Origin of the sequence: Clostridium sp. MB05, assembly GCF_046581255.1 — a bacterium.
In the GTDB taxonomy this organism is placed as follows: Bacteria; Bacillota; Clostridia; order Clostridiales; family Clostridiaceae; genus Clostridium.
The window spans coordinates 558,390-580,904 of sequence record NZ_CP174370.1; the positions used below are offsets into that span (position 1 = coordinate 558,390).

The window sequence follows — 22,515 nt, forward strand, 5'->3', positions numbered from 1 at the left end:
ACGGTGTAGATTAATGAGATTAAAGGGGGTATTGCAGCCTTTAAGGGACAGCTCTGCTTTTAATGAAATAATATCAAGTATTAAGAAAAAAAGATACCCAATTAATATAAATGGATTATCAGATTCAGGAAAAAGCTATAGTATTTATGGAATATACGAAAACTTAGAATCATCCATGATAATACTTACTCATAGTGATATGGAAGCTAAAAATATATATGAAGATTTGAGCTTTTATACAAATGATATTTACTACTTTCCTGCAAAAGAAGTAGTTTTTTATAATATAGACGCTATTTCAGGAGATTTAAGATGGGCTAGATTAAAAGTAATTAAGGAAATTTTAAATAACAAAAATAAAATAATAGTGACATCTATAGATTCACTAACCTCTGTTTATACTCCAAAGGAATTATTTTTAGAGTACACTTTTAAACTTGAGGTTGATGATGAGGTTAACTTTAAGGAGTTATCTAAAAAGCTAGTAGAAAGTGGTTATGAAAGAGTAGAGGCAGTAGAAGGAAAAGGTGAGTTTTCTTTAAGAGGAGGAATACTAGATGTATTTCCACCAACTTCTACTTACCCATATAGAATAGAGCTTTTTGGAGATTTTATAGAATCTATAAGAACTTTTAATACAGAATCTCAAAGAAGTATTGAGAAGGTTAACAGTGTAGAGATATTTCCAGCTAAAGAAGTTATCTTAAGTGAAGAATCCTTAAGCAGAGGAAAAGAAAATATGCTTAGAGAATTAGAAGTTATTAAAGCTTCTTCTAATGAAAAGGATGAAAGAATTCAAAAGTTGGAATCTATAGTAAATGCTAATATAGAATCACTAATTGAAACTTTGACATTTGAAACTTTAGATAGTTATTTACCTTATTTTTATGATAAGCCAGATAGCTTTTTTAACTATGTAAAAGACTATGAATATATAGTGGATGATGTTAAAAAATGTGAAGGAAAGTTAGAAAGCTGCTATTTTGAATTTAATGAAAACTATGAAGCCTTTTTGCAAAGAGGTGGTATTTTACCTTCACAAAATAAGCTTTTAATAGAAAAAGAAAAATTAATTGAAAATCTAGAAACACAAAAAGTTATAACTTTAGATGTATTTGCAGTTAATACCAAGATGTTAAATCCAATAGACAGATACTCAATTAAGGAAATCACACTTAATAGTTACCAAGGTCAATTAGACTTATTAATAGAGGATATCAAAGATAAGAAGTCAAAGGGATACAAAACAATAATATTATCAGGAACAAGAACAAGAGGAGAGAGACTTGTAAATACATTAAGAGATAGAGAGATAGAAAGTTCATATAGAGAGGATATAAAATCAATAGAATTTGGGGAGGTTGTAATAACTTTTGGAAACTTACTAAAAGGATTTGAATACCCAGATTTAAAGTTATGCATAATTTCTGATAAAGATGTTTTTGGAGAAGCTAAAAGAAAAATATCCCGAAAAGCGAGTGCAAGAAAAGGCATAGCAAAGATAAAAAGTTTCGCAGAGCTTAAACTTGGAGATTATGTTGTTCATGCTAATCATGGTGTGGGTGTCTATAAAGGTATAAAGCAAATTGAAGTAGGAGGCCATAAGAGGGACTACTTAGATATTGTCTATGATAAAGGTGATAAGTTATATGTGCCTGTTGATCAACTTGACTTAGTTCAAAAATATATAGGGAGTGAAGGTAAGACTCCTAAGGTAAATAAACTTGGAAGTAATGAGTGGAACAAGGCAAAGGCAAAGGTTAAAAAGTCAATAAATGAAATAGCAGAAGACTTAGTAAAGCTTTATGCAGCAAGAGCCACATTAAAAGGGCATAAATTTAGAAAAGATACAGAATGGCAAAAACAATTTGAAGATGAATTTCCATTTGAAGAAACACCAGACCAACTAACATCTCTGGAAGAAATAAAGGTAGATATGGAATCAGATAAGCCTATGGATAGACTTTTGTGTGGTGATGTTGGTTATGGAAAAACGGAAGTAGCTATTAGAGCAGCATTTAAGGCTGTTATGGATGGAAAGCAAGTGGCATTTTTAGTTCCTACCACTATATTAGCGGAGCAGCATTATAAAAATATGACAAAAAGATTTTCAGATTTCCCAATAAAAATAGATATGATAAGTAGATTTAGAAGTGCAAAAGAACAAAAGAGCACACTTCAATCTGCTAAAGAAGGAAATGTTGACTTATTAATAGGAACACATAGACTTGTTTCTAAAGATATTGTATTTAAAGATTTAGGTCTTTTAATAATAGATGAGGAACAAAGATTTGGAGTTGCTCAAAAGGAAAAGATAAAGAGCCTAAAGAAAAATGTAGATGTGTTAACTTTAAGTGCAACGCCAATACCTAGAACTTTGCATATGTCATTAACAGGAGCAAGAGATATATCTGTAATAGAAACTCCACCTGAAGAAAGATATCCAATTCAAACTTATGTAGTTGAGCAAAATGATCAACTGGTAAGAGATGCAATATTAAGAGAAGTAAATAGAAGTGGCCAAGTTTACTATGTATATAACAGAGTTGAAAGTATAGAAGGAATGGCTAAATATATAAGTGAGCTAGTGCCTGAATGTAAGGTTGGAATTATACATGGGCAAATGACAGAAAGACAGTTAGAAAAAGAAATGGTAAGTTTCATGAATAGGGAATATGATATATTAGTTTGTACTACAATTATAGAAACTGGTATAGATATACCAAATGTTAATACTATGATAATTCATGATTCAGATAAGATGGGATTATCACAGCTTTATCAACTAAGAGGTAGAGTAGGAAGATCCAATAGAATAGCATATGCATATTTTATGTACACAAAAGATAAAATTTTAACAGAAGTAGCTGAAAAGAGATTGAAGGCGCTTAAAGATTTTACAGAACTAGGATCTGGATTCAAGATAGCCATGAGAGATTTAGAGATTAGAGGAGCAGGAAATATGATGGGCTCATCTCAACATGGACATATGGCTGCAATAGGGTATGATTTATATTGTAGAATGCTAGAAGATACAATAAAAATTATAAAGGGAGAAATAGAAAAGGAACCTATTGAAACAACAGTTGATATAAAAGTAGATGCATATATACCAGGAACTTATATTGAAGATGAAATACAAAAGATAGAGGTTTATAAAAAGATTGCTGCAATAGATGGATTAGAAGACTACATGGATATAAAATCTGAATTAGAAGATAGATATTCAGAAGTTCCAGAACCTGTTTATAATTTAATGGATATAGCTTATATAAAGAGTAGAGCTAAAATTCTTTCTATAGAAGAAATAAAAGAAACGCCAAAAGAGGTTAAATTTATATTTGCAGAGGGAATTAGAGATTTAAACAGTATATATAAGTATTTACTAGAAAACTACAAAGATAAAGTGTTCTTAATGTTTGGTGAAAAACCTTATTTTGCAGTAAGAGATTCAGAGATTAAGAAAACTTCTTTAGCATTTTATAAAGAAATGTTGGATAATTTAACAAAAAATATGTAAAGATATTTTTATAAATTGAATAACTGTCACAATATTGATATACTAATTAAGTATAATGGTATTGAAACAAATTAAATGAGAAATGAGGGAACATCATTGATTAAAATTAAAAAAATTATAGCTGCAGGAGCTTTAAGTATATTTGCTTTTTCAGCAGTTGGATGTGAAATGATACAAAAGACACCAGAAGCAATTAAAAACACAGTTGTAGCAAAGGTGGGGAATACTAAGATTACAAAGGGAGATGTAGATGAAATTGTAAATCCATATATGGAACAACAATATGGAAAAGATTTTGAAAAAAATGCTCAGCTTGCAGAACAAATAAAAACTGTGAAAACTCAAGCTTTAAACATGTTAGTTGACGAAAAAATCATGACGAAAAAAGCTGAAGACCTAGGTTTAGCTCCAACTCAAGAAGAAGTTGATACTGAAACTAAAAAGTATATTGATAGTATAAAGGCAAATTATGGCGGAGAAGAAGGATTGAATAAAGCTCTTGAAGCTACTGGTATGACATTAGATGAATATACTACTAAGCTTAGTGAAGGTATGAAAAATCAATTAATATCAACTAAGGTGGCAGAAGAGATATTTAAAGATATAAATATATCTGATGAAGATATAAAAACATATTATGATGAAAATAAAGATAGTTTCGGGGAGGCTAATGTAGCCCATATATTAATATCTGATGAAGCAAAGGCTAAAGAAATAAGAGAAAGAGCTGCAAAGGGTGAAGATTTTGCTGCTTTAGCAAAAGAATTTTCAGAAGATCCAGGAACAAAAGATGCTGGTGGAAGTTTAGGAGTTGTACCTTATAATTCAACTCAATATGTTGCAGAATTCGTGGCTGGCGTTAAAAACCTTAAAGAGGGAGAAATATCAGAACCAGTAAAGAGTAAGTTTGGATATCATATAATTAAAGCAACAGATGTAAAACAAAAGACTTTTGATGAATCAAAAGACTCTATAAAAACTACTTTAGAGAATCAAAAGAAGAATGAAGTGTATAAAGATTCGCTTGAACAATGGAAAAAAGATTATAAGGTAAAGACATACGAAGATAAACTTTAGTAAACTAAATAAGCCTAGCTAATTTATATAAAAATTAGCTGGGCTTATTTTTATATAAACTTTCAAATATTGAATTTTATAAAATTTGGTTATATGGGTATAAAATTTCTAAGAAGTCAAATAATAATATTGCAACTAATTATTATTAATAAAAGGAGGTATCTCACAATAATGAAGGCAACAGGAATTGTTAGACGTATTGATGACTTAGGCAGAGTTGTTATACCAAAAGAAATAAGAAGAACTTTAAGAATTAGAGAAGGTGATCCGCTAGAGATTTTCACTGATAGAGAAGGTGGGGTTATTTTAAAAAAATATTCACCAATTGGAGAATTAACAGATTTCTCTAAAGAATATGCAGAAAGCTTACAACAAGCAATTGGACATATTGTTTTAATAGCAGACAAAGATGCATTTATATCAGTTAGCGGTGCTCCTAAGCGAGATTATATGGAAAGAAAGGTTAGCGTAGAACTAGAAAAAATAATGGAAGATAGAAGAGCTATACTTATAACAGAACAATCAAAAACTATTCCATTACATAATGATGATGAAGCAGGAAAATATGCTAGCCAAGTAATATCTCCAATAATAGCAGAAGGCGATGCAATTGGAGCAGTAATAATATTATCTAAAGAATCTGGAGAAAAGCTGGGAGAAGTAGAATTAAAGTTATCTGAAACAGCTTCAGCTTTCTTAGGTAAGCAAATGGAACAATAAAAATAAATATTTAATCAAATATAAAGTTATCAATAAAATAAAGTAATAATACCTCTAAACTTACAATACAAATTTACTAAAGCCTATTTGAAGTTTGGAGGTATTTTATGAGAAAACAATCATTAATTAAAGCAAGTTTAGTGCTTGGAATAGCCGGAATAGTTGCAAGATTTCTAGGATTATTTTTTAGATGGCCATTAATAATGCTTATAGGAGACGAAGGTGTTGGATACTATCAAATGTCATATCCGCTATATATGTTTTTCGTTGCTATGGCATCAGGAGTACCAGTAGCTATTTCAAAAATGATATCAGAAAAAAAAGCAAAGGGAGATATACAAGGAGTCTTTGAAATTGTAAAGGAATCAACAATTTTAATGATGTTTTTAGGTGTTGGTACAACCCTTATATTATTCTTTTTTGCTAAACCTATTATTAATTTTGTTCAATGGGATGCAAAATCATATTATGCATTACTTGGAATCTCCTTTGCACCATTTATAATATCTATAATGACAATATATAGAGGTTTTTTTCAAGGATTACAAAATATGACTCCATCGGGAGTATCCCAAATACTTGAACAAATAGGAAGAGTTATAATAGGAGTTGGACTTGCCATATTACTTTTACCAAAGGGAATAGAATATGCAGCAGGGGGAGCAGCCTTTGGTGCAGCAGCAGGAGGAGTAATAGGAGCAACATATCTTTATGAAAAATACAAAAAAGTAAAGAAACAAATGTGGAATAAAAAAGTTAAAAGCAATCCAGAAGTATTGACTTCTATATTAAAGATAGCATTACCTATTTCTGTAGGTACAACTGTTGGAACAATCATGAGTTTAATTGACTCTATATTAGTTCCTCAAAAGCTTTTACAAGCAGGATTAACCTCAGAAGGAGCAACGATTTTATATGCTCAATTAACAGGGAAAGCAAATGTAATAACAAATATACCACTAACATTATCTATGGCATTAGGAACTTCTTTAATTCCTATAATAGCAGAAAATTATATAATGAATAAAAGAAAGGATTTAGAATCGAAAGTTCAATTGTCATTAAAGTTATCTATGTTAATAGCGATGCCTTGTACTATGGGATTGTTTTTCTTAGCAGGACCTATAATGAAAGTTATATTCCCTGGCAAATGGGATGGCATATTAATACTTAAGTATTTAGCTTTATCTGTTCCTTTTATAATAATAACTCAAACAACAACATCTATTATGCAAGGAATAGGTCATTATATAAGACCTATAATAAATTTGTTTATAGGATGTATAGTAAAGGTTATATTAACCTTTACACTAGTACCAATGGCTAATATTAATATATATGGAGCTGTAATAGCAAGCATATCAGCATACCTAGTATCAACTATATTAAATTTAGTATCACTAAAAAAGAGATTGAAACTAAGGTTAAGTATATATCAAACATTTATTAAGCCAATTATTGCTTCCTTAGCTATGATAGCTGGCGTATTAGCCACATATTTATTTTTATTTAATAAGACATCTAGCAATGGATTTTCTTGCTTAGTAGCTATATTTTTGGGTATTATTATATATATGGTATTAATACTAATATTAAAAGTATTTAGTATAGATGAAATAAAAAGTAAAGTCATAAAAATTAATTAGTAAGGAGAGGACCTAATGATAAAGATAATAGGGTTGGGACCAGGAGCACCAGAAGCCTTAACAATAGGAGCGGTTAAAGCTTTAGAAGAAGGAAAGAATATATACTTTAGAACAGAAAAACATCCTACAGTAGATTATTTAAAAGGAAAAATAAAAGAGTTTAAAACATATGATAATTATTATGAAATATCTGATAGCTTTGATGAGGTGTATGAAAATATAGCAAAGGATATAGTAAGTAAATATTTAGATACTAAAGAAATGATATATGCAGTTCCAGGACATCCTTTAGTAGCAGAAAAATCGGTTTTTAATCTTATAAATTTATGTGAAGAAAAAGGGATAGAATATACTATATTACCAGCCGTAAGTTTTATAGATGCTATGATGGATGTATTAAAAATAGATCCTATAGAAGGGTTAAAGGTTATAGACGCATTTGATATGAAAAATCAAATTTTAGATAAGAGAATAGGAACTATAATAACTCAAGTATATAACCCATTAATAGCCTCTGAGGTAAAGTTAAAATTATTAGAATATTATAATGATGATACTGAGATATATTATGTTAGAGCAGCTGGAATAGTTTCAGAAGAATCTATAAGAAAAATTCCAATATATGAGTTAGATATGCAAGATGATATAGATTATTTAACATCTATATATATACCTAAAGATATTAATAATAAAAAAGATTTTAATGATTTAGTTGAAATAATAGATACTTTAAGAGGAGAAAATGGGTGTCCTTGGGATATAGAGCAAACTCATGAAAGCATAAAAAATCAACTTTTAGAAGAAGCATATGAAGTTATAGATAGCATAAATAATGATGATATAGATGGTATGATTGAGGAATTGGGAGATGTTTTATTGCATGTAGTATTTCATGGATCTATAGGAAAGGAGGACGGATACTTTAACGTTTATGATATAATTGAATCTATATGCAATAAGATGATATATAGGCATCCTCATGTATTCGGTGAAGGTAAGGCTGATAATAGTGGGGAGGTTCTTAGCAACTGGGAAGAGCTTAAGAAAATGGAAAAGAGCTTTACTACAGTAACGGAAGAAATGAATGCTATAGCTAATGCACTACCATCTTTAATTAGGGCACATAAGGTGCAAAAAAAGGCTTCTAAGGTAGGTTTTGATTGGGATAATGTAGAAGATGCAGCCTTAAAAGTAAAAGAAGAATTAAAAGAGGTATTAGATGTATATAAATCCAATAATAAGGAAAAAATAAAAGATGAAGTAGGAGACTTAATATTTGCATGTGTTAATGTAGCCAGAATACTAAATGTTGATGAAGAGGAAGCAGTTAATTCAACTATACAAAAATTCATAAAACGATTTTCGTTTATAGAAGAAACAGCTTTAAAATCTAATAAAATTTTAAGTGAAATGACATTAGAAGAAATGGATGAACTATGGAATAAGGCAAAAAGTAAAGAATTTTACGAAAATAAGAAGGATTTATAAGATGTTTGAAGAATAATATATAATGGTTTATACTATACTATAAATAACTTATTGTAATAAATAGCTTTTATAACAAAAAAATCATAATCTTATAGACTAGTATTAAAAGACGATATATAATAAGAGAATGTAGTTATAGTACATATTAACAGAAATAGTTAACTACTAAAAATATATAACGGGTTATTTAAGGAGGATGTAATTGTGAATAAAGCAGAATTAATCACTAGCATGTCAGAAAAAAGTAAATTAACTAAAAAGGATGCTGAGTTAGCTCTAAAAGCATTTATAGAAAGCGTTGAAGAAGCTTTAGAAAAAGGTGAGAAAGTTCAATTAGTTGGATTCGGAACTTTCGAAACAAGAGAAAGAGCTGCAAGAGAAGGAAGAAATCCAAGAACTAAAGAAACTATAAACATTCCAGCTTCAACAGTTCCAGTATTTAAAGCTGGTAAAGAATTTAAAGAAAAAGTTAATAAATAGTATAATAGGACCCGAGATTTCTCGGGTTCTTTTAATAATATAAATTAATAAGGAGATTAACTATGAGGTTAGATAAATATCTTAAAGTTTCAAGAATAATAAAAAGAAGAACAGTAGCAAAGGAAGTATGTGAGGGTGGGAGAGTTTCTATTAATAATAAGGTAGCTAAGCCATCTACAGTTGTAAAAGAAGGTGATATAATAGAAATTCAATTTGCTAATAGATCATTAAAAGCTAGAATAATAAATATTGTAGAACATGTTAAAAAAGAAAATGCAAAAGAAATGTACGAGATACTAGAAGGAGAAGAAGATAAAGAATAAAAATACTATCTCATTCATATATTTTTATAAAGAATATGTGGAGGAGATAAAATGGAAAAGAAGAATGAAAATAAGTTAGAAGAGCCAAGGGGTAATATAACTTTAGAGAATAGAAAAAAATTAATACTTACTGGAGTAGAAGAAGTAATAAGTTTCGATGATGAAAAGATATTATTAAATACAAAATTAGGGTTTTTAACAATCAAGGGATCGGAATTGAAAATGAATAAGCTAGATGTGCAAAATGGTGATGTTATAATTATAGGAAATATATCCTCTATAGTATATAGTAGTAAAGAAGTTAAAAAAGAAAAAGAAAATATAATTTCTAAGTTATTTAAGTAGGAGATTATATGCCTTTATCAATAGAAGCTCAATTTGACATAGTTATGTATTCAATTATTTCCGGAATATTAATAGGAATTATGTTTGATCTTTACAACATAATAAGAGGAGTAAAAATACCTAAGATAATAATTATCATACAAGATATATTATTTTGGATATTAACTGCTATTATAGTGTTTACTTTTTTACTATACACCAATTATGCCTTCTTAGGACCATATGTATATATTTTCATGACTATAACTTTGATTATTTACTTAAGATTTGTTAGTCCTATAGTTTTAAAATTAGAGAGAAGTATAATAGATAAATTAAGTAGAGTTATAAGAGTAATTTTAAAAAATTTAATTTATCCTATAAAAATTATATATTCTAATATTTCAGGAAAAAAATAAGGAAAAAGCGTGAACATAAAAAAATAGCTTGAATAAAATATATATAGTGTTTAAAATATAATATATAATATATTTTAAAGAGGGTGAGAGCAATTAAAAAGCAATTAACTCTTAAAAGATTAGTTATAGTTTTTATTTTTGCAATTTTTATATTTAATTATATTAAACAGGAAATTACAATGAAAAGAATTCAAGAGGATATTTCTATTAGTCAAAAACAATTAGAGGAGCTTAAAGATAAAAATAGTAAATTAGAGGCTGATTTAAAAAAAGTCGAATCTGATGAATATATAGAAAAGCTTATTAGAGAAAGATTAGGAATGACAAAAGAAGGAGAAAAAGTTGTAAATTCCCAGAAGCAAAATTAAAGAATATGTTTTAAAATTATAGAAAAAGGTTATTATTATAATAACATATATTATTTAATTTTTAAGGAGGAATCTTTGTAAAATGACCTTAATGGCAGGAAACATATTAGAGGGTACAGTAGTTAATATTACTAGTTTTGGAGCTTTCATAGAAATTGAGGGTAAAACAGGATTAGTTCATATTTCAGAAGTGGCAGATTCATTTGTAAAAGATATTAGACAACATCTTAATGAACAAGATAAGGTTAAGGTAAAAGTAATATCAATCGATGATAATGGAAAAATAAGCTTATCAATAAAGCAAGCTAATGTTCAAAAAAAATCAATTAAGCCTGTCGAAATAGATTGGGCTTCAGAGAACAAAAAAACTAGTTCTAATGCAGGAAATTTTGAAGATATAATGTCAAGATTTTTAAAAGACAGCGAAGAAAGAATGCAAGATGTTAAGAAGAATCAAGATTTTAAATCTAAAAGTGGAAGAAAAAGCTTTTAGTTAAATAGTTAGAGACATCATATAAATTTAATATATAAATCTATATAAAAGGCTAAGTGCTTTATGCATAATAGCCTTTTATAATGTAAATTACATAATGTTAGTATAAAAAAACAAAAAATATGTTGACACTATATAAAACATAATATATAATTAATTTTGTCGTTGAAGGACGGCGAAAAAATATGCTGAAGTGGCGGAACAGGCAGACGCACAGGACTTAAAATCCTGCGGTAGCGATACCGTACCGGTTCGATTCCGGTCTTCAGCACCAAGCTAAATTCAACTTATAATATCGCGGGGTGGAGCAGTTGGCAGCTCGTCGGGCTCATAACCCGAAGGTCGTAGGTTCAAGTCCTGCCCCCGCAACCATAATATGGCGGAATAGCTCAGCTGGCTAGAGCACTCGGTTCATACCCGGGGTGTCGTAGGTTCAAGTCCTATTTCCGCTACCATATATGCTGGAGTGGCGGAACAGGCAGACGCACAGGACTTAAAATCCTGCGGTAGCGATACCGTACCGGTTCGATTCCGGTCTTCAGCACCAAGTTGAATTTAGCTTATAATATCGCGGGGTGGAGCAGTTGGCAGCTCGTCGGGCTCATAACCCGAAGGTCGTAGGTTCAAGTCCTGCCCCCGCAACCATAATATGGCGGAATAGCTCAGCTGGCTAGAGCACTCGGTTCATACCCGGGGTGTCGTAGGTTCAAGTCCTATTTCCGCTACCATATATGCTGGAGTGGCGGAACAGGCAGACGCACAGGACTTAAAATCCTGCGGTAGCGATACCGTACCGGTTCGATTCCGGTCTTCAGCACCAAAGCACTTAAGAATATTCTTAAGTGCTTTTTTTATATTTGTTTTATACTTTCCTTACCTTCAGTTTGTAGGTGGACATATGTAAGTTTGCATTGAATTGGATCAGAGCGACGAAATAAGTAAATTTATATATGTCCACTTTTTTATAATTAGTGATAAGTGCAAAATAAATTATATGATAACTAAAATGTATTTATTAATATTTTTAAAATGTTTATTCTTCATAAAAATAGGTATAGTGACAAATTTATATTGAAAAAAAGTTTATATAAATACAAAGGCTATTTTATTTAAAATAAACGTAATGCTTTACAGTATCTGGATTTTTGAAATGTATATATTAATTTTAAATATATATACATATAGAAATTATTTATCTATGTATAAGGAATTTTATACATTATTGTCCAACGAAAAAAAGTAATAGGGTACATCATATGACATATATTTCTACAATGAAATGATATAATTTTAATTACATTTTATGGAAGTTGGAGGTAAATATATGCAATACGGAGTGGATATATCAACATACAAGAGATTGGAGAATAGAAGCAATAAAAAAGAATTAAGGTTACAAAAAACACCTATTAAATCAGTTGCATTTTTTATAATGGGTTTTTTACTGAGTAGAGTTTTATTATCTGTAACAATAGAAATGGGAATAGCACCTTTTGGAATTGCATATCTTATAGGAATAAAAAAAGAAAAGAGCAAAGATATACTTTTATCATTATTAGGAATTATAATGGGTTATTTATCTATATATAGAAGTTTAGAAGGGGCTATAGCATACTGTATAGTAGCTGTAATTGTAATGGGTTATATTGAAATATGTAACAATTTAGAGTTAAAGCAAAGAGATGTAATAACATTTGGGTTAATATTTTTAACGTTTTTTATATATAATTGGGTTACATATAGTCAACCTGTAGGTGTAAATTTAACATTTTCTGCTTTAAAGGTATTAAGTATAATACCAGTAAAATATATACTTAATTATGCGTTTAACTGTATAGATGAATTAGAAAGTAATTATTTTTTCTCAACAGAAGAATTAATAAGTATAGGAATACTAGTATGTTTATTAATTTCGGGAGTAGGTAATGTAAGTATTTTAGGGATTTATATTAGAAATATATTTGCATTATTTACAATAGCTATTTTTTCATATGTAGGAGGCGTAGGATTAGGCTCTGCAATAGGAATTTCAATGGGATTTGTAATAGGAATAACTAATAATGATATAGTTACATCCATTAGTTTATATAGCTTATGTGGGCTTATTGTTGGAGTGTTTAAGGATACTGGGAGAGTATTTTCTTCACTAGCATATTTTGTTAGTTACTTTATAATATCCATGTATTCTAATAGGCTTACTATCAATGGAGGTCTAGAAGTTTTATTTGCTTTATGTATATTTATTGCTATTCCTAAAATGATTATAGAATCTATAAGTAAGGAGTTTAATCAAGAGAAAAAGGCTGAAGTTATTAACGATATACACTTAAATGGTGTAAAAAATGAATTTGTAGATAGATTAAATTCTATGAAATCTATATTATCAAGCCTATCTGCTTCTGTATTAAATTTAGGTGAAAATGACATATTATCACTAAATAATAAAGGAACCGCTATGGTGGAAAGTTTAGCAGATAGAGTATGTTATAATTGTGAGCTTAAGCAAAGATGCTGGGATAGAAATTTACATTCTACGTTTGAAGGATTTTCAGAACTTATAAGTAGTTGTGAAAATAATGATGTATATTTTCCTCAGGATTTAGAGAAAAAATGTGTTAAAAAAAGAAGTTTAATTAAAAACGCTCAAGAGATTGTAAATAATTATACTGTAAATGAGGCTTTGAAGACTAGATTAAGTGAAGGTAGAAATTTAATAGCAAATCATATAAATAATATATCCTCTACCATGGGTGATATGATTAGAGATTTTGAAAAAGATATATCTGTTTGTTCAGAAATAGATAAGGTTTTAAGAAAGGCTTTAAATAAAAATAAAATAGAATATAAAGATGTATTTTGTTATCTTGATAGAAAAGGAAGAATGAAAATAAAAATTACTTTAAGTAATTGTGAAGGTGGAAATTACTGCAGTAAAAATATTCTATCTGTTATAAATGGTTTAGTTAGAGTTCCTGTATCTATATCTAGCGAAGGATGTAGAATTAATCCTGATACAGATGAATGCTCAATTATAATAGAGGAAACTCCTAAATATCACATGTCTTCATATGCAGCTATTAGGGCTAAGGAGGGGGAAACTTCTACAGGAGACAGCTACAGTTTTTCTAAGAACACTGATGGAACTTATTTAACTATAGTTAGTGATGGTATGGGATCAGGACCAGAAGCTGGAGTAGAAAGTGGGCTAGCTGTAGATTTAATTGAGAAATTCATAGAAAATGGATTTAGCGAAAAAACAGCTATAAATACAGTAAACTCTATAATGGCAATGAAATTTAATGAAGATGAAAAATTTACAACAATGGATTTAAATATAATAGATTTGTATACGGGAGAAGCAGAATTTATAAAAATTGGTGGGGTTGTTAGTTTTATAAAGAGTGGAGAAGAGGTAAAAGTTATAAAATCTAACAGTTTACCTTTTGGTATATTGGATAGTGTTGACGTAAGCTCAAACAAAATGAAATTAAAGCATGGTGATATAATAGTTTCTATTAGTGATGGTGTATTAGATATAGATAAAAATAATGTTGGTAGCTATTCTTGGTTAGAAGAGTACTTGAGATATTCAGACACTAATCCATCGGCGTTATCTAGAGATATTCTTGAAAAGGCTGTAGTTTTAAGTGGTGGAAAAGTATGGGATGACATGACTGTACTAGTATCTAAGATGTATTCTGTATATTAATGAAAGATTTGAAAGTAAAGAGGATGGGAACTGATTTTAGTGTCTCATCTTCTTCAATTTTAAATGTTGTAAAAATTAACTAATTATAAATATTTACATATATAGATGTTAAGGTTATTATATTATATATTAAAATAATTATACTAAGGAGTTTTGATGTGATAAACAAAGTAAAAGATTTTATCTTACAAAACAATCTTATAGAGAAAAATGATAAAGTATTAGTTGCTTTATCTGGAGGGCCTGATTCAGTTTGTTTACTTCATGTACTTTACAAAATTAAAGATAGCCTAAATATAGAAATTGGTGCAGCCCATGTAAATCATATGCTAAGAGGTGAAGAGGCTTTAAAAGATGAAGCTTACGCAGAAAGTTTATGTAAGAAGATGGGAATACAGTTTTATTCTACGAGAGTAGATATAAATTCTATAGCAAAAGAAAAAAATATATCTCATGAAATGGCAGGTAGAGATGAACGATATAAATTTTTTAATGACATAAAATATACACATAATTATAGTAAAATTGCAGTAGCTCATAATTCTAATGATCAAGCTGAAACAGTGCTTATGAATATGATGAGAGGTACTGGAATAGAGGGCCTTTGTGGAATTAGGAGCAAAAGAAATAATGGTATAATAAGACCTATATTGTGTCTTTCAAGAAGTGAAATAGAAAATTATTGCAAAGAAAACAATTTAAATCCTAGAATAGATAAAACTAATTTAGAAAAGATATATAGTAGAAACAAAGTTAGGTTAGATATATTACCATATATGCAAGAGAATTTTAACGAAGATATTATAGATACAATAAATAGAATGTCAAGATTATTACAAATAGATAATGACTTTATAGAAAAACAATGTAATAATAGTTATAAAAAGTATTGTATAACTAAAAATAAATTTATAGTTATATCAAAGGATGCCTTTTTGCTAGATAAAGCAATATTGACAAGGCTTATAAAGAAATCATTTATAGAATTTACAGGAAAGCACAACAACTTTGAAATGAAACATATTTATGAAGTTATTGATTTATCTAAAAATACGACTAATAAAAAGATAGATTTGCCTAATGGTATAATGGCAGAAAATATTTATGGTGATATATATTTAAAAAATAAAGAATATAACCATGAAAAATACGAAGATATAGAAGCCTTAATAAATAAAGATAAGTTAGATAAATATTCTTTTGATTATAATAATTGCAAGGTTCATTTTGAAGTTATAAAAGACAAAAATAATATAGAATTTTCTAATAATGTATTAATAAAATATTTCGATTATGATAATATAAAAGAAGGGCTAGTTATTAGAAAAAGAAAAAATGGGGATAAAATCACTCCTTTAGGAATGAAAGGCAATAAGAAATTAAAAGATATATTTATAGACTTAAAAGTGCCTGTGGAATTAAGAGATCAAATTCCTATTTTATGTTTTGATGATGAAATAGCTTGGATAGTAGGGTATAAGGTTTCGGATAAATTTAAAATAACCAATGAAACAAAAAAGATAATAAAAATTACTTTTACTAGAAAGGAATAAAGGAATGATAAGAGACATAAAAAAAATATTAATAAGTGAAGAGGAAATATTAAAAAAAGTTAAAGATTTAGGAAGTAAAATTAGTGAGGATTATAAAGAAAAAGACTTATTAATTGTAGGAATTTTAAAAGGGTCAGTAGTATTTACATCTGATCTTATTAAGAATATAACTATACCATGTGAAATTGATTTTATGGCTGTATCTAGTTATGGAAGTTCTTCAGAAACTTCTGGTGTTGTTAGAATATTAAAGGATTTAGATCATGGCATTGAAGGAAAAGACATAATTATAGTAGAAGATATAATAGATAGTGGAGTAACATTAGATTATCTATTGAAATATCTAAAAACTAGAAAGGCTAATAGTATAGAAATAATATCTTTACTAACTAAGCCATCTAGAAGAAGAGTTGATATAAATGTTAAATATTGTGGATTTGAAGTTCCTGATGAGTTCCTAGTTGGTTATGGGTTAGATTATTCAGAGAAATATAGAAACTTACCTTTTATAGGTATATTGAAAGAAGAAATATATATAAATTAGAAGAAAATGCAATATAATAAAAAAACTAGAAGAAAGGGGGGCTCTTGAATGAAAAAATATTCAAGTGCAACAGTATGGATATTTGTAATTTTAATACTTTTCTTATCTGCAACATTCCTATGGAATAGCGGTAAGATGGCAGATGAAATATCATACAGTGATTTCCAACAAAAATGGGTTAATGATGAGATTGAGAGTGTTATGGTTCATCCTGATAAAATGATAATTTCAGGAAAAACTACATCCAATAAACAGTTTACTACATATGCACCAAGTGAAATGGTACAAATGTTAATGACTCAAAATCCTAAGGACAATATAAAGATAGAATTCAAACAACCTTCAAATAGTAGTATATGGATTAGTATAATTCCTACATTAATGTTAATGGTTTTAGTTTTTGTGTTCTTCTTTATGATGACACAGCAGTCACAAGGCGGCGGTGGAGGAAGAGGTGTTATGAACTTTGGAAAAAGTAGAGCCAAAATAATGCCTCCAGATGCAAAGAGAGTTACATTTGATGATGTAGCAGGAGCTGATGAAGAGAAGCAAGAACTAGAAGAAATAGTTGATTTCTTAAAGCAACCATCAAGATATACTGAAATGGGAGCCAGAATACCTAAAGGTGTTTTATTAGTTGGTCCTCCAGGAACAGGAAAAACTTTATTAGCAAAAGCGATAGCTGGTGAAGCTGGTGTTCCTTTTTATAGTATATCAGGATCAGATTTTGTTGAGATGTTCGTTGGGGTTGGTGCTTCAAGAGTTAGAGACCTTTTTGAGCAAGCTAAGAAAAGTGCACCATCACTTGTGTTTATAGATGAAATTGATGCTGTAGGTAGACAAAGAGGAGCAGGTCTTGGTGGAGGTCATGATGAAAGAGAACAAACATTAAATCAACTATTAGTTGAAATGGATGGATTTGGAGCAAATGAAGGAATAATAATGATTGCAGCAACTAATAGACCAGATATATTAGATCCAGCTTTATTAAGACCTGGAAGATTTGATAGACAAATAGTTGTTGGAGCTCCTGACGTAAAAGGAAGAGAAGAAATATTAAAGGTTCATACTAAAAAGAAACCTTTATCCGAAGATGTAGAACTAAAAGTTTTAGCTAAGAGAACCCCTGGGTTTAGTGGAGCAGACTTAGAGAATTTAGCAAATGAAGCAGCTCTTTTAGCTGTTAGAAAAAATGAAAAGCTAATAGGAATGCTGGATTTTGAAGAAGCTATAACAAGAGTAATAGCTGGTCCTGAAAAGAAGAGTAGAGCAATAAGTGAACACGATAGAAAATTAACTGCTTATCATGAAGCAGGGCATGCAGTTGTAATGAAGCTATTAGAACATGCCGACCCAGTACATGAAATAAGTATAATACCAAGAGGAATGGCTGGTGGATATACAATGCACTTGCCTAGGGAAGATAGGGCTTACACTTCAAAGGAAAAGTTAAGAGATGATATGGTAGGATTACTTGGAGGAAGATTAGCTGAAAAGATAATATTATCAGATATAAGTACTGGCGCTAAGAATGATATTGATAGAGCTAGTGCTATTGCAAGAGCTATGGTAATGGAGTATGGAATGAGCGAAAAGCTTGGAACTATTTCTTATGGAAATGATAATAATGAAGTGTTTATAGGTAGGAACTTAGGAAGAAGTAGAAACTTCAGTGAAGAAGTTGGAGCTGAAATTGATAAAGAAGTTAAGAGATTTATTGATGAGGCATATGAGAGAGCACAAACATTATTAAGTCAAAATATAAGTAAATTACATGCAGTAGCAGAAACTTTATTAGAAAAAGAAAAAATAGATGGAGAAGAATTCGAAAGAATTTTTAGCCAAAGTTAAAAAAGGGCAGTCTATAGACTGCTCTTTTTCATATATAAGAAAGTATAAAAGTTTAAAGTTTTGAAAATGTGATTATATAAGACTTTTAATAATCAAATGTGGAAAAGTATATTTATTTTATGCTTATAAAAGATTTCTAAGAATTAAACAATATAAAATTCGAACGATATATAATCATAAAGCTAATAAATTGCAAAAAAAGTGGCTAAAATACGAAAAATGATTGATACAAAAGTGTAAATATTCGAATTGATATTTGAATGTTATAGATTAGATGATATAATTTATGTATAAAATAACAATAGAAAATAATTTTAAAAGAAGTGGGAGTGTATTGGTATGAAGAGTGATATACAAATAGCTCAAGAAGCTAAGATGGAGCATATAACTAAAATTGCTCAAAAGCTAAACTTAACAGAAGATGATATAGAACAATATGGAAAGTATAAATGCAAATTATCATTAGATATATTTGAAAAAAACAAGAACAAAGAAAATGGAAAGTTAGTATTAGTAACAGCTATAAATCCTACACCAGCAGGAGAAGGTAAATCAACAGTTACAGTTGGGTTAGGGCAAGCACTTTGCAAAATGGGTAAAAATGCAGTTATCGCTTTAAGAGAACCTTCACTTGGACCGGTTTTTGGGATAAAGGGTGGAGCAGCTGGTGGTGGATATGCTCAAGTAGTACCTATGGAAGATATAAATTTACATTTTACAGGGGATATGCATGCTATTACTAGTGCTAATAATTTATTGGCGGCAGCGATCGATAATCATATACATCAAGGAAATGATTTAAGAATTGATTCAAGAAGAATAATATTTAAGAGAGTTATAGATATAAATGATAGATCTCTTAGAAATATAGTTGTGGGGTTAGGTGGAAAACTTAATGGATTCTTAAGAGAAGACGGTTTTATGATAACTGTAGCATCAGAAATAATGGCTATATTATGCTTATCAAATAGTTTATCAGATCTTAAAGAAAGAATGGGGAATATATTAATAGCCTATGATTTAGATGGTAACCCAGTATATGCAAAGAAGTTAGATATACAAGGAGCGATGGCATTACTTATGAAGGATGCTATAAAGCCTAACTTGGTTCAAACATTAGAAAATACACCTGCAATAATACATGGTGGACCTTTTGCTAATATAGCACATGGATGTAATTCAATAATAGCAACTAAGATGGCTCTTAAATTAGGTGATATAGTTGTAACAGAAGCTGGATTTGGAGCAGATTTAGGTGCTGAAAAGTTCTTAAATATTAAGTGTAGATATGGAGAGTTAAGTCCAGATTGTGTTGTTATTGTTGCAACAGTAAGAGCATTGAAAAATCATGGAGGAGTAAATAAGGAACAGTTAAATATACCTAATGTAGAAGCTTTATCAAAAGGAATTTCAAACTTAGAAAAGCAAATTGAAAATATTAAAAAGTTTAATGTTCCAGTTGTTGTAGCTATTAATAAATTCTCAACAGACTCTGATGAAGAAGTTAAATTTATAAAAGAGTACTGCAATAATCTTGGAGTAAAGGTTGCTTTATCAGATGTATGGTCTAAAGGTGGAGAAGGTGGAGTAGAACTTGGTGAGATAGTATTTGATACACTAGAAAAAGATGAGGCTAAATACAAGCCAATTTACGATTTGAATGATAGTATAGAAAATAAAATACTTACAATAGCTAAAGAAATATATGGAGCTAAAGGTATAGTTATTACACCTAATGCTAAAAAGCAGATAAAAGAGTTAGAAAAGTTCAACTTAGATAAATTACCTATTTGCATGGCAAAAACACAATATTCACTTTCTGATAATCCAGCGTTATTAGGTAGACCAGAAAATTTTGATATAACAGTAAAGGAAGTAAGAATATCTAATGGAGCAGGGTTTATAGTGGCATTAAATGGCGATATAATGACAATGCCAGGACTTCCAAAGGTACCAGCGGCTAACAAAATGGATATATTAGATAATGGAGAAATAATAGGATTATTTTAATATATGGAATTTACAACACTTGACAAATACTCTGTAATTGTTAAAATTAAATTGTTAAATTTATTGTGATTATATTTATTTAAATAAAGGCAGCTTTCAAAGCTGCTTTTAATTGTATTAAGGTGGTGCTTGTATGATTTTAGTGGTAGATGTAGGTAATACCAATATAGTCTTGGGTGTATATAATAATTCTGAAAATATTGCTGGCTGGAGAATTTCTACTGATGCAAAAAAAACATCTGATGAATACTCTATTCAAGTTATGCAACTTTTTATTCAAAGTAACTTAAATCCGAAGGAAGTAAAGGGAATAATAATCTCATCCGTTGTTCCAAATATAATGCATTCATTAGAAAATATGATAAAAAAGAGTTTTGGAATAAATCCTTTGATTGTAGGACCTGGAGTTAAAACAGGAATAAACATAAAATATGATAATCCAAAAGAAGTTGGAGCCGATAGAATTGTAAATGCTGTAGCTGCACATGATAAATACAAAAGAGATCTTATAATAATAGATTTTGGAACAGCTACTACCTTCTGTTCGCTAACTAAAGATGCCAACTATCTTGGAGGGTGCATTACTCCAGGTATAAGAATAGCGTCAGATGCTTTATTTGATAGAGCTGCAAAGTTACCAAGAGTAGAATTAGAAGTACCCAAAAATATAATATGTAAAAATACTATATCTAGCATGCAATCAGGTATAATTTATGGATATATAGGGCAGGTAGAATATATAGTAAACAAGATAAAAAAAGAAATGATAGATCTTGGTTCTGATGAGCCTTTAGTCATAGCAACAGGTGGATTGGCTAATTTAATAGCTAAAGAAACTAAAGTTATAGATAAGGTAGATTCTAGTTTAACATTAGAGGGGTTAAGAATAATATACGAAAAAAATAAGGAGTAGTATAATATGAAGATTGGAAACCTAGAATTTGAAAATAATGTTTTTCTAGCACCTATGGCAGGAGTAACAGATATATCTTTTAGAGGGTTATGTAAGGAAATGGGATGTGGACTAGTTTATACAGAAATGGTAAGTGCAAAGGCACTTTATTATGGTAACGAAAATACAAAGTCATTACTTAGAATAGCTGATGAAGAGATGCCTGTTGCTGCACAAATATTTGGAAATGATCCTAAAATAATGGCAGAAGTAGTACAAAGACATTTTAATGATAGAGAAGATGTTTGTATAGTAGATATAAATATGGGATGCCCTGTAAATAAAATTACTAAAAATGGAGAAGGATCAGCTTTATTAAAGAATCCAGAATTAGCTGCCAATATAGTAAAAGAAATAAAAAAAGTATCAAATAAACCAGTAACGGTTAAATTTAGAAAAGGTTGGGATGAAAATAATATAAATGCTGTTGAATTTGCAAAAAGGCTTGAAGATGCTGGAGTAGATGCTGTTACAGTTCATGGAAGAACAAAAGAGCAGATGTATGAAGGTAAAGCAGATTGGGGTATAATAGGAGCAGTAAAAGAGGCTATATCAATTCCTGTACTAGGAAATGGAGATGTATTTACAGCTGAAGATGCGCTAGAGTTAAAGGAAAGAGCTAACTGTGATGGAATAATGGTTGCAAGGGGAAGTATGGGAAATCCTTGGATATTCAAACAAATTCAACATAAACTAAAAGGAGAACCACCTTTAGAAATAACATATTTAGATAGAATAGATATGTGCTTAAGACACTATGAACTAGCTCTTAAGTATGATGGAGAACATAAATCAGTAAGAGAAATGAGAAAGCATGCTTCGTGGTATCTTAAAGGATTACCAAAGAGCAATGATATAAGAGGCGTAATGAATGCCCTAGATGAAAGCAATGCTGTTATCCAATTACTTAATAATTATAAAGAAGAGTTAAGAAGAATTTATTAGATTATGTAATTAATAGGTTTTATAAGGAATAAATATATTAAAAGCGAGAATAATATATATCTGTTAAAATAATATTATATATTTATTTATAAT

18 protein-coding genes and 7 tRNA genes are annotated in these 22,515 nt (G+C 29.4%); all 25 read left to right on the top strand.

Annotation, left to right across the window (positions count from 1 at the left end; genetic code table 11):
* Positions 1-13: 13 nt before the first annotated feature.
* The 25 genes from mfd (at position 14) to dusB (ending at position 22,422) form a co-directional block, all read left to right on the top strand.
* Complete coding sequence (gene mfd, locus ACH36K_RS02725; RefSeq protein WP_411169471.1) at positions 14-3,520, top strand: transcription-repair coupling factor; 3,507 nt, start codon at positions 14-16, stop codon at positions 3,518-3,520.
* A 96-nt stretch (positions 3,521-3,616) separates the two neighbouring features.
* Positions 3,617-4,597 carry a peptidylprolyl isomerase gene (locus ACH36K_RS02730; RefSeq protein ID WP_411169472.1) on the top strand — a complete coding sequence of 327 codons (981 nt, stop codon included), beginning with the start codon at positions 3,617-3,619 and terminating at the stop codon, positions 4,595-4,597.
* A gap of 171 nt (positions 4,598-4,768) precedes the next feature.
* Complete coding sequence (gene spoVT, locus ACH36K_RS02735) at positions 4,769-5,317, top strand: stage V sporulation protein T (RefSeq protein WP_411169473.1); 549 nt, start codon at positions 4,769-4,771, stop codon at positions 5,315-5,317.
* Between the two features lie 107 nt (positions 5,318-5,424).
* A complete protein-coding gene (locus ACH36K_RS02740; protein ID WP_411169474.1) occupies positions 5,425-6,963 on the top strand; it encodes an oligosaccharide flippase family protein in 1,539 nt (512 codons plus the stop codon).
* 15 nt (positions 6,964-6,978) lie between these two features.
* Positions 6,979-8,451 carry a nucleoside triphosphate pyrophosphohydrolase gene (gene mazG, locus ACH36K_RS02745; RefSeq protein ID WP_411169475.1) on the top strand — a complete coding sequence of 491 codons (1,473 nt, stop codon included), beginning with the start codon at positions 6,979-6,981 and terminating at the stop codon, positions 8,449-8,451.
* 204 nt (positions 8,452-8,655) lie between these two features.
* Entirely contained in the window at positions 8,656-8,931 is a 276-nt protein-coding gene (locus ACH36K_RS02750) for an HU family DNA-binding protein (RefSeq protein ID WP_016206851.1), read from the top strand.
* Between the two features lie 62 nt (positions 8,932-8,993).
* A complete protein-coding gene (locus ACH36K_RS02755) occupies positions 8,994-9,254 on the top strand; it encodes an RNA-binding S4 domain-containing protein (protein ID WP_411169476.1) in 261 nt (86 codons plus the stop codon).
* A gap of 51 nt (positions 9,255-9,305) precedes the next feature.
* Positions 9,306-9,599: a sporulation protein YabP gene (gene yabP, locus ACH36K_RS02760; protein ID WP_411169477.1), complete on the top strand. Its 294-nt coding sequence runs from the start codon at positions 9,306-9,308 to the stop codon at positions 9,597-9,599.
* 8 nt (positions 9,600-9,607) lie between these two features.
* A complete protein-coding gene (gene yabQ, locus ACH36K_RS02765; protein ID WP_411169478.1) occupies positions 9,608-9,997 on the top strand; it encodes a spore cortex biosynthesis protein YabQ in 390 nt (129 codons plus the stop codon).
* 83 nt (positions 9,998-10,080) lie between these two features.
* Positions 10,081-10,365: a septum formation initiator family protein gene (locus ACH36K_RS02770; protein ID WP_322379399.1), complete on the top strand. Its 285-nt coding sequence runs from the start codon at positions 10,081-10,083 to the stop codon at positions 10,363-10,365.
* A gap of 82 nt (positions 10,366-10,447) precedes the next feature.
* Positions 10,448-10,858, top strand: coding sequence for a S1 domain-containing RNA-binding protein (locus ACH36K_RS02775; RefSeq protein WP_411169479.1), 411 nt, complete (start codon positions 10,448-10,450; stop codon positions 10,856-10,858).
* A gap of 187 nt (positions 10,859-11,045) precedes the next feature.
* Positions 11,046-11,132: transfer RNA gene (locus tag ACH36K_RS02780), tRNA-Leu, on the top strand.
* Positions 11,133-11,154: 22 nt separating this feature from the next.
* Positions 11,155-11,230, top strand: a tRNA-Met gene (locus ACH36K_RS02785).
* A 6-nt stretch (positions 11,231-11,236) separates the two neighbouring features.
* Positions 11,237-11,313 (top strand) — tRNA-Met (locus ACH36K_RS02790).
* Positions 11,314-11,318: 5 nt separating this feature from the next.
* Positions 11,319-11,405: transfer RNA gene (locus ACH36K_RS02795), tRNA-Leu, on the top strand.
* A 22-nt stretch (positions 11,406-11,427) separates the two neighbouring features.
* Positions 11,428-11,503 (top strand) — tRNA-Met (locus ACH36K_RS02800).
* A gap of 6 nt (positions 11,504-11,509) precedes the next feature.
* Positions 11,510-11,586, top strand: a tRNA-Met gene (locus ACH36K_RS02805).
* Between the two features lie 5 nt (positions 11,587-11,591).
* Positions 11,592-11,678 (top strand) — tRNA-Leu (locus ACH36K_RS02810).
* Positions 11,679-12,182: 504 nt separating this feature from the next.
* Positions 12,183-14,567, top strand: coding sequence for a stage II sporulation protein E (spoIIE, locus tag ACH36K_RS02815; protein ID WP_411169480.1), 2,385 nt, complete (start codon positions 12,183-12,185; stop codon positions 14,565-14,567).
* 158 nt (positions 14,568-14,725) lie between these two features.
* Complete coding sequence (tilS, locus tag ACH36K_RS02820; RefSeq protein WP_411169481.1) at positions 14,726-16,120, top strand: tRNA lysidine(34) synthetase TilS; 1,395 nt, start codon at positions 14,726-14,728, stop codon at positions 16,118-16,120.
* 4 nt (positions 16,121-16,124) lie between these two features.
* Positions 16,125-16,664, top strand: a complete 540-nt coding sequence (hpt, locus tag ACH36K_RS02825; RefSeq protein WP_411169482.1) for a hypoxanthine phosphoribosyltransferase — start codon at positions 16,125-16,127, stop codon at positions 16,662-16,664.
* 48 nt (positions 16,665-16,712) lie between these two features.
* Positions 16,713-18,515 (top strand): ATP-dependent zinc metalloprotease FtsH, encoded by a 1,803-nt coding sequence (gene ftsH / locus ACH36K_RS02830; protein WP_411169483.1) that lies wholly within the window; start codon positions 16,713-16,715, stop codon positions 18,513-18,515.
* A gap of 339 nt (positions 18,516-18,854) precedes the next feature.
* Positions 18,855-20,525, top strand: coding sequence for a formate--tetrahydrofolate ligase (locus ACH36K_RS02835; RefSeq protein WP_411169484.1), 1,671 nt, complete (start codon positions 18,855-18,857; stop codon positions 20,523-20,525).
* Positions 20,526-20,658: 133 nt separating this feature from the next.
* Complete coding sequence (locus ACH36K_RS02840; protein ID WP_411169485.1) at positions 20,659-21,438, top strand: type III pantothenate kinase; 780 nt, start codon at positions 20,659-20,661, stop codon at positions 21,436-21,438.
* Between the two features lie 6 nt (positions 21,439-21,444).
* Positions 21,445-22,422: a tRNA dihydrouridine synthase DusB gene (gene dusB, locus ACH36K_RS02845; RefSeq protein ID WP_411169486.1), complete on the top strand. Its 978-nt coding sequence runs from the start codon at positions 21,445-21,447 to the stop codon at positions 22,420-22,422.
* The last annotated feature ends 93 nt before the right edge of the window (positions 22,423-22,515 follow it).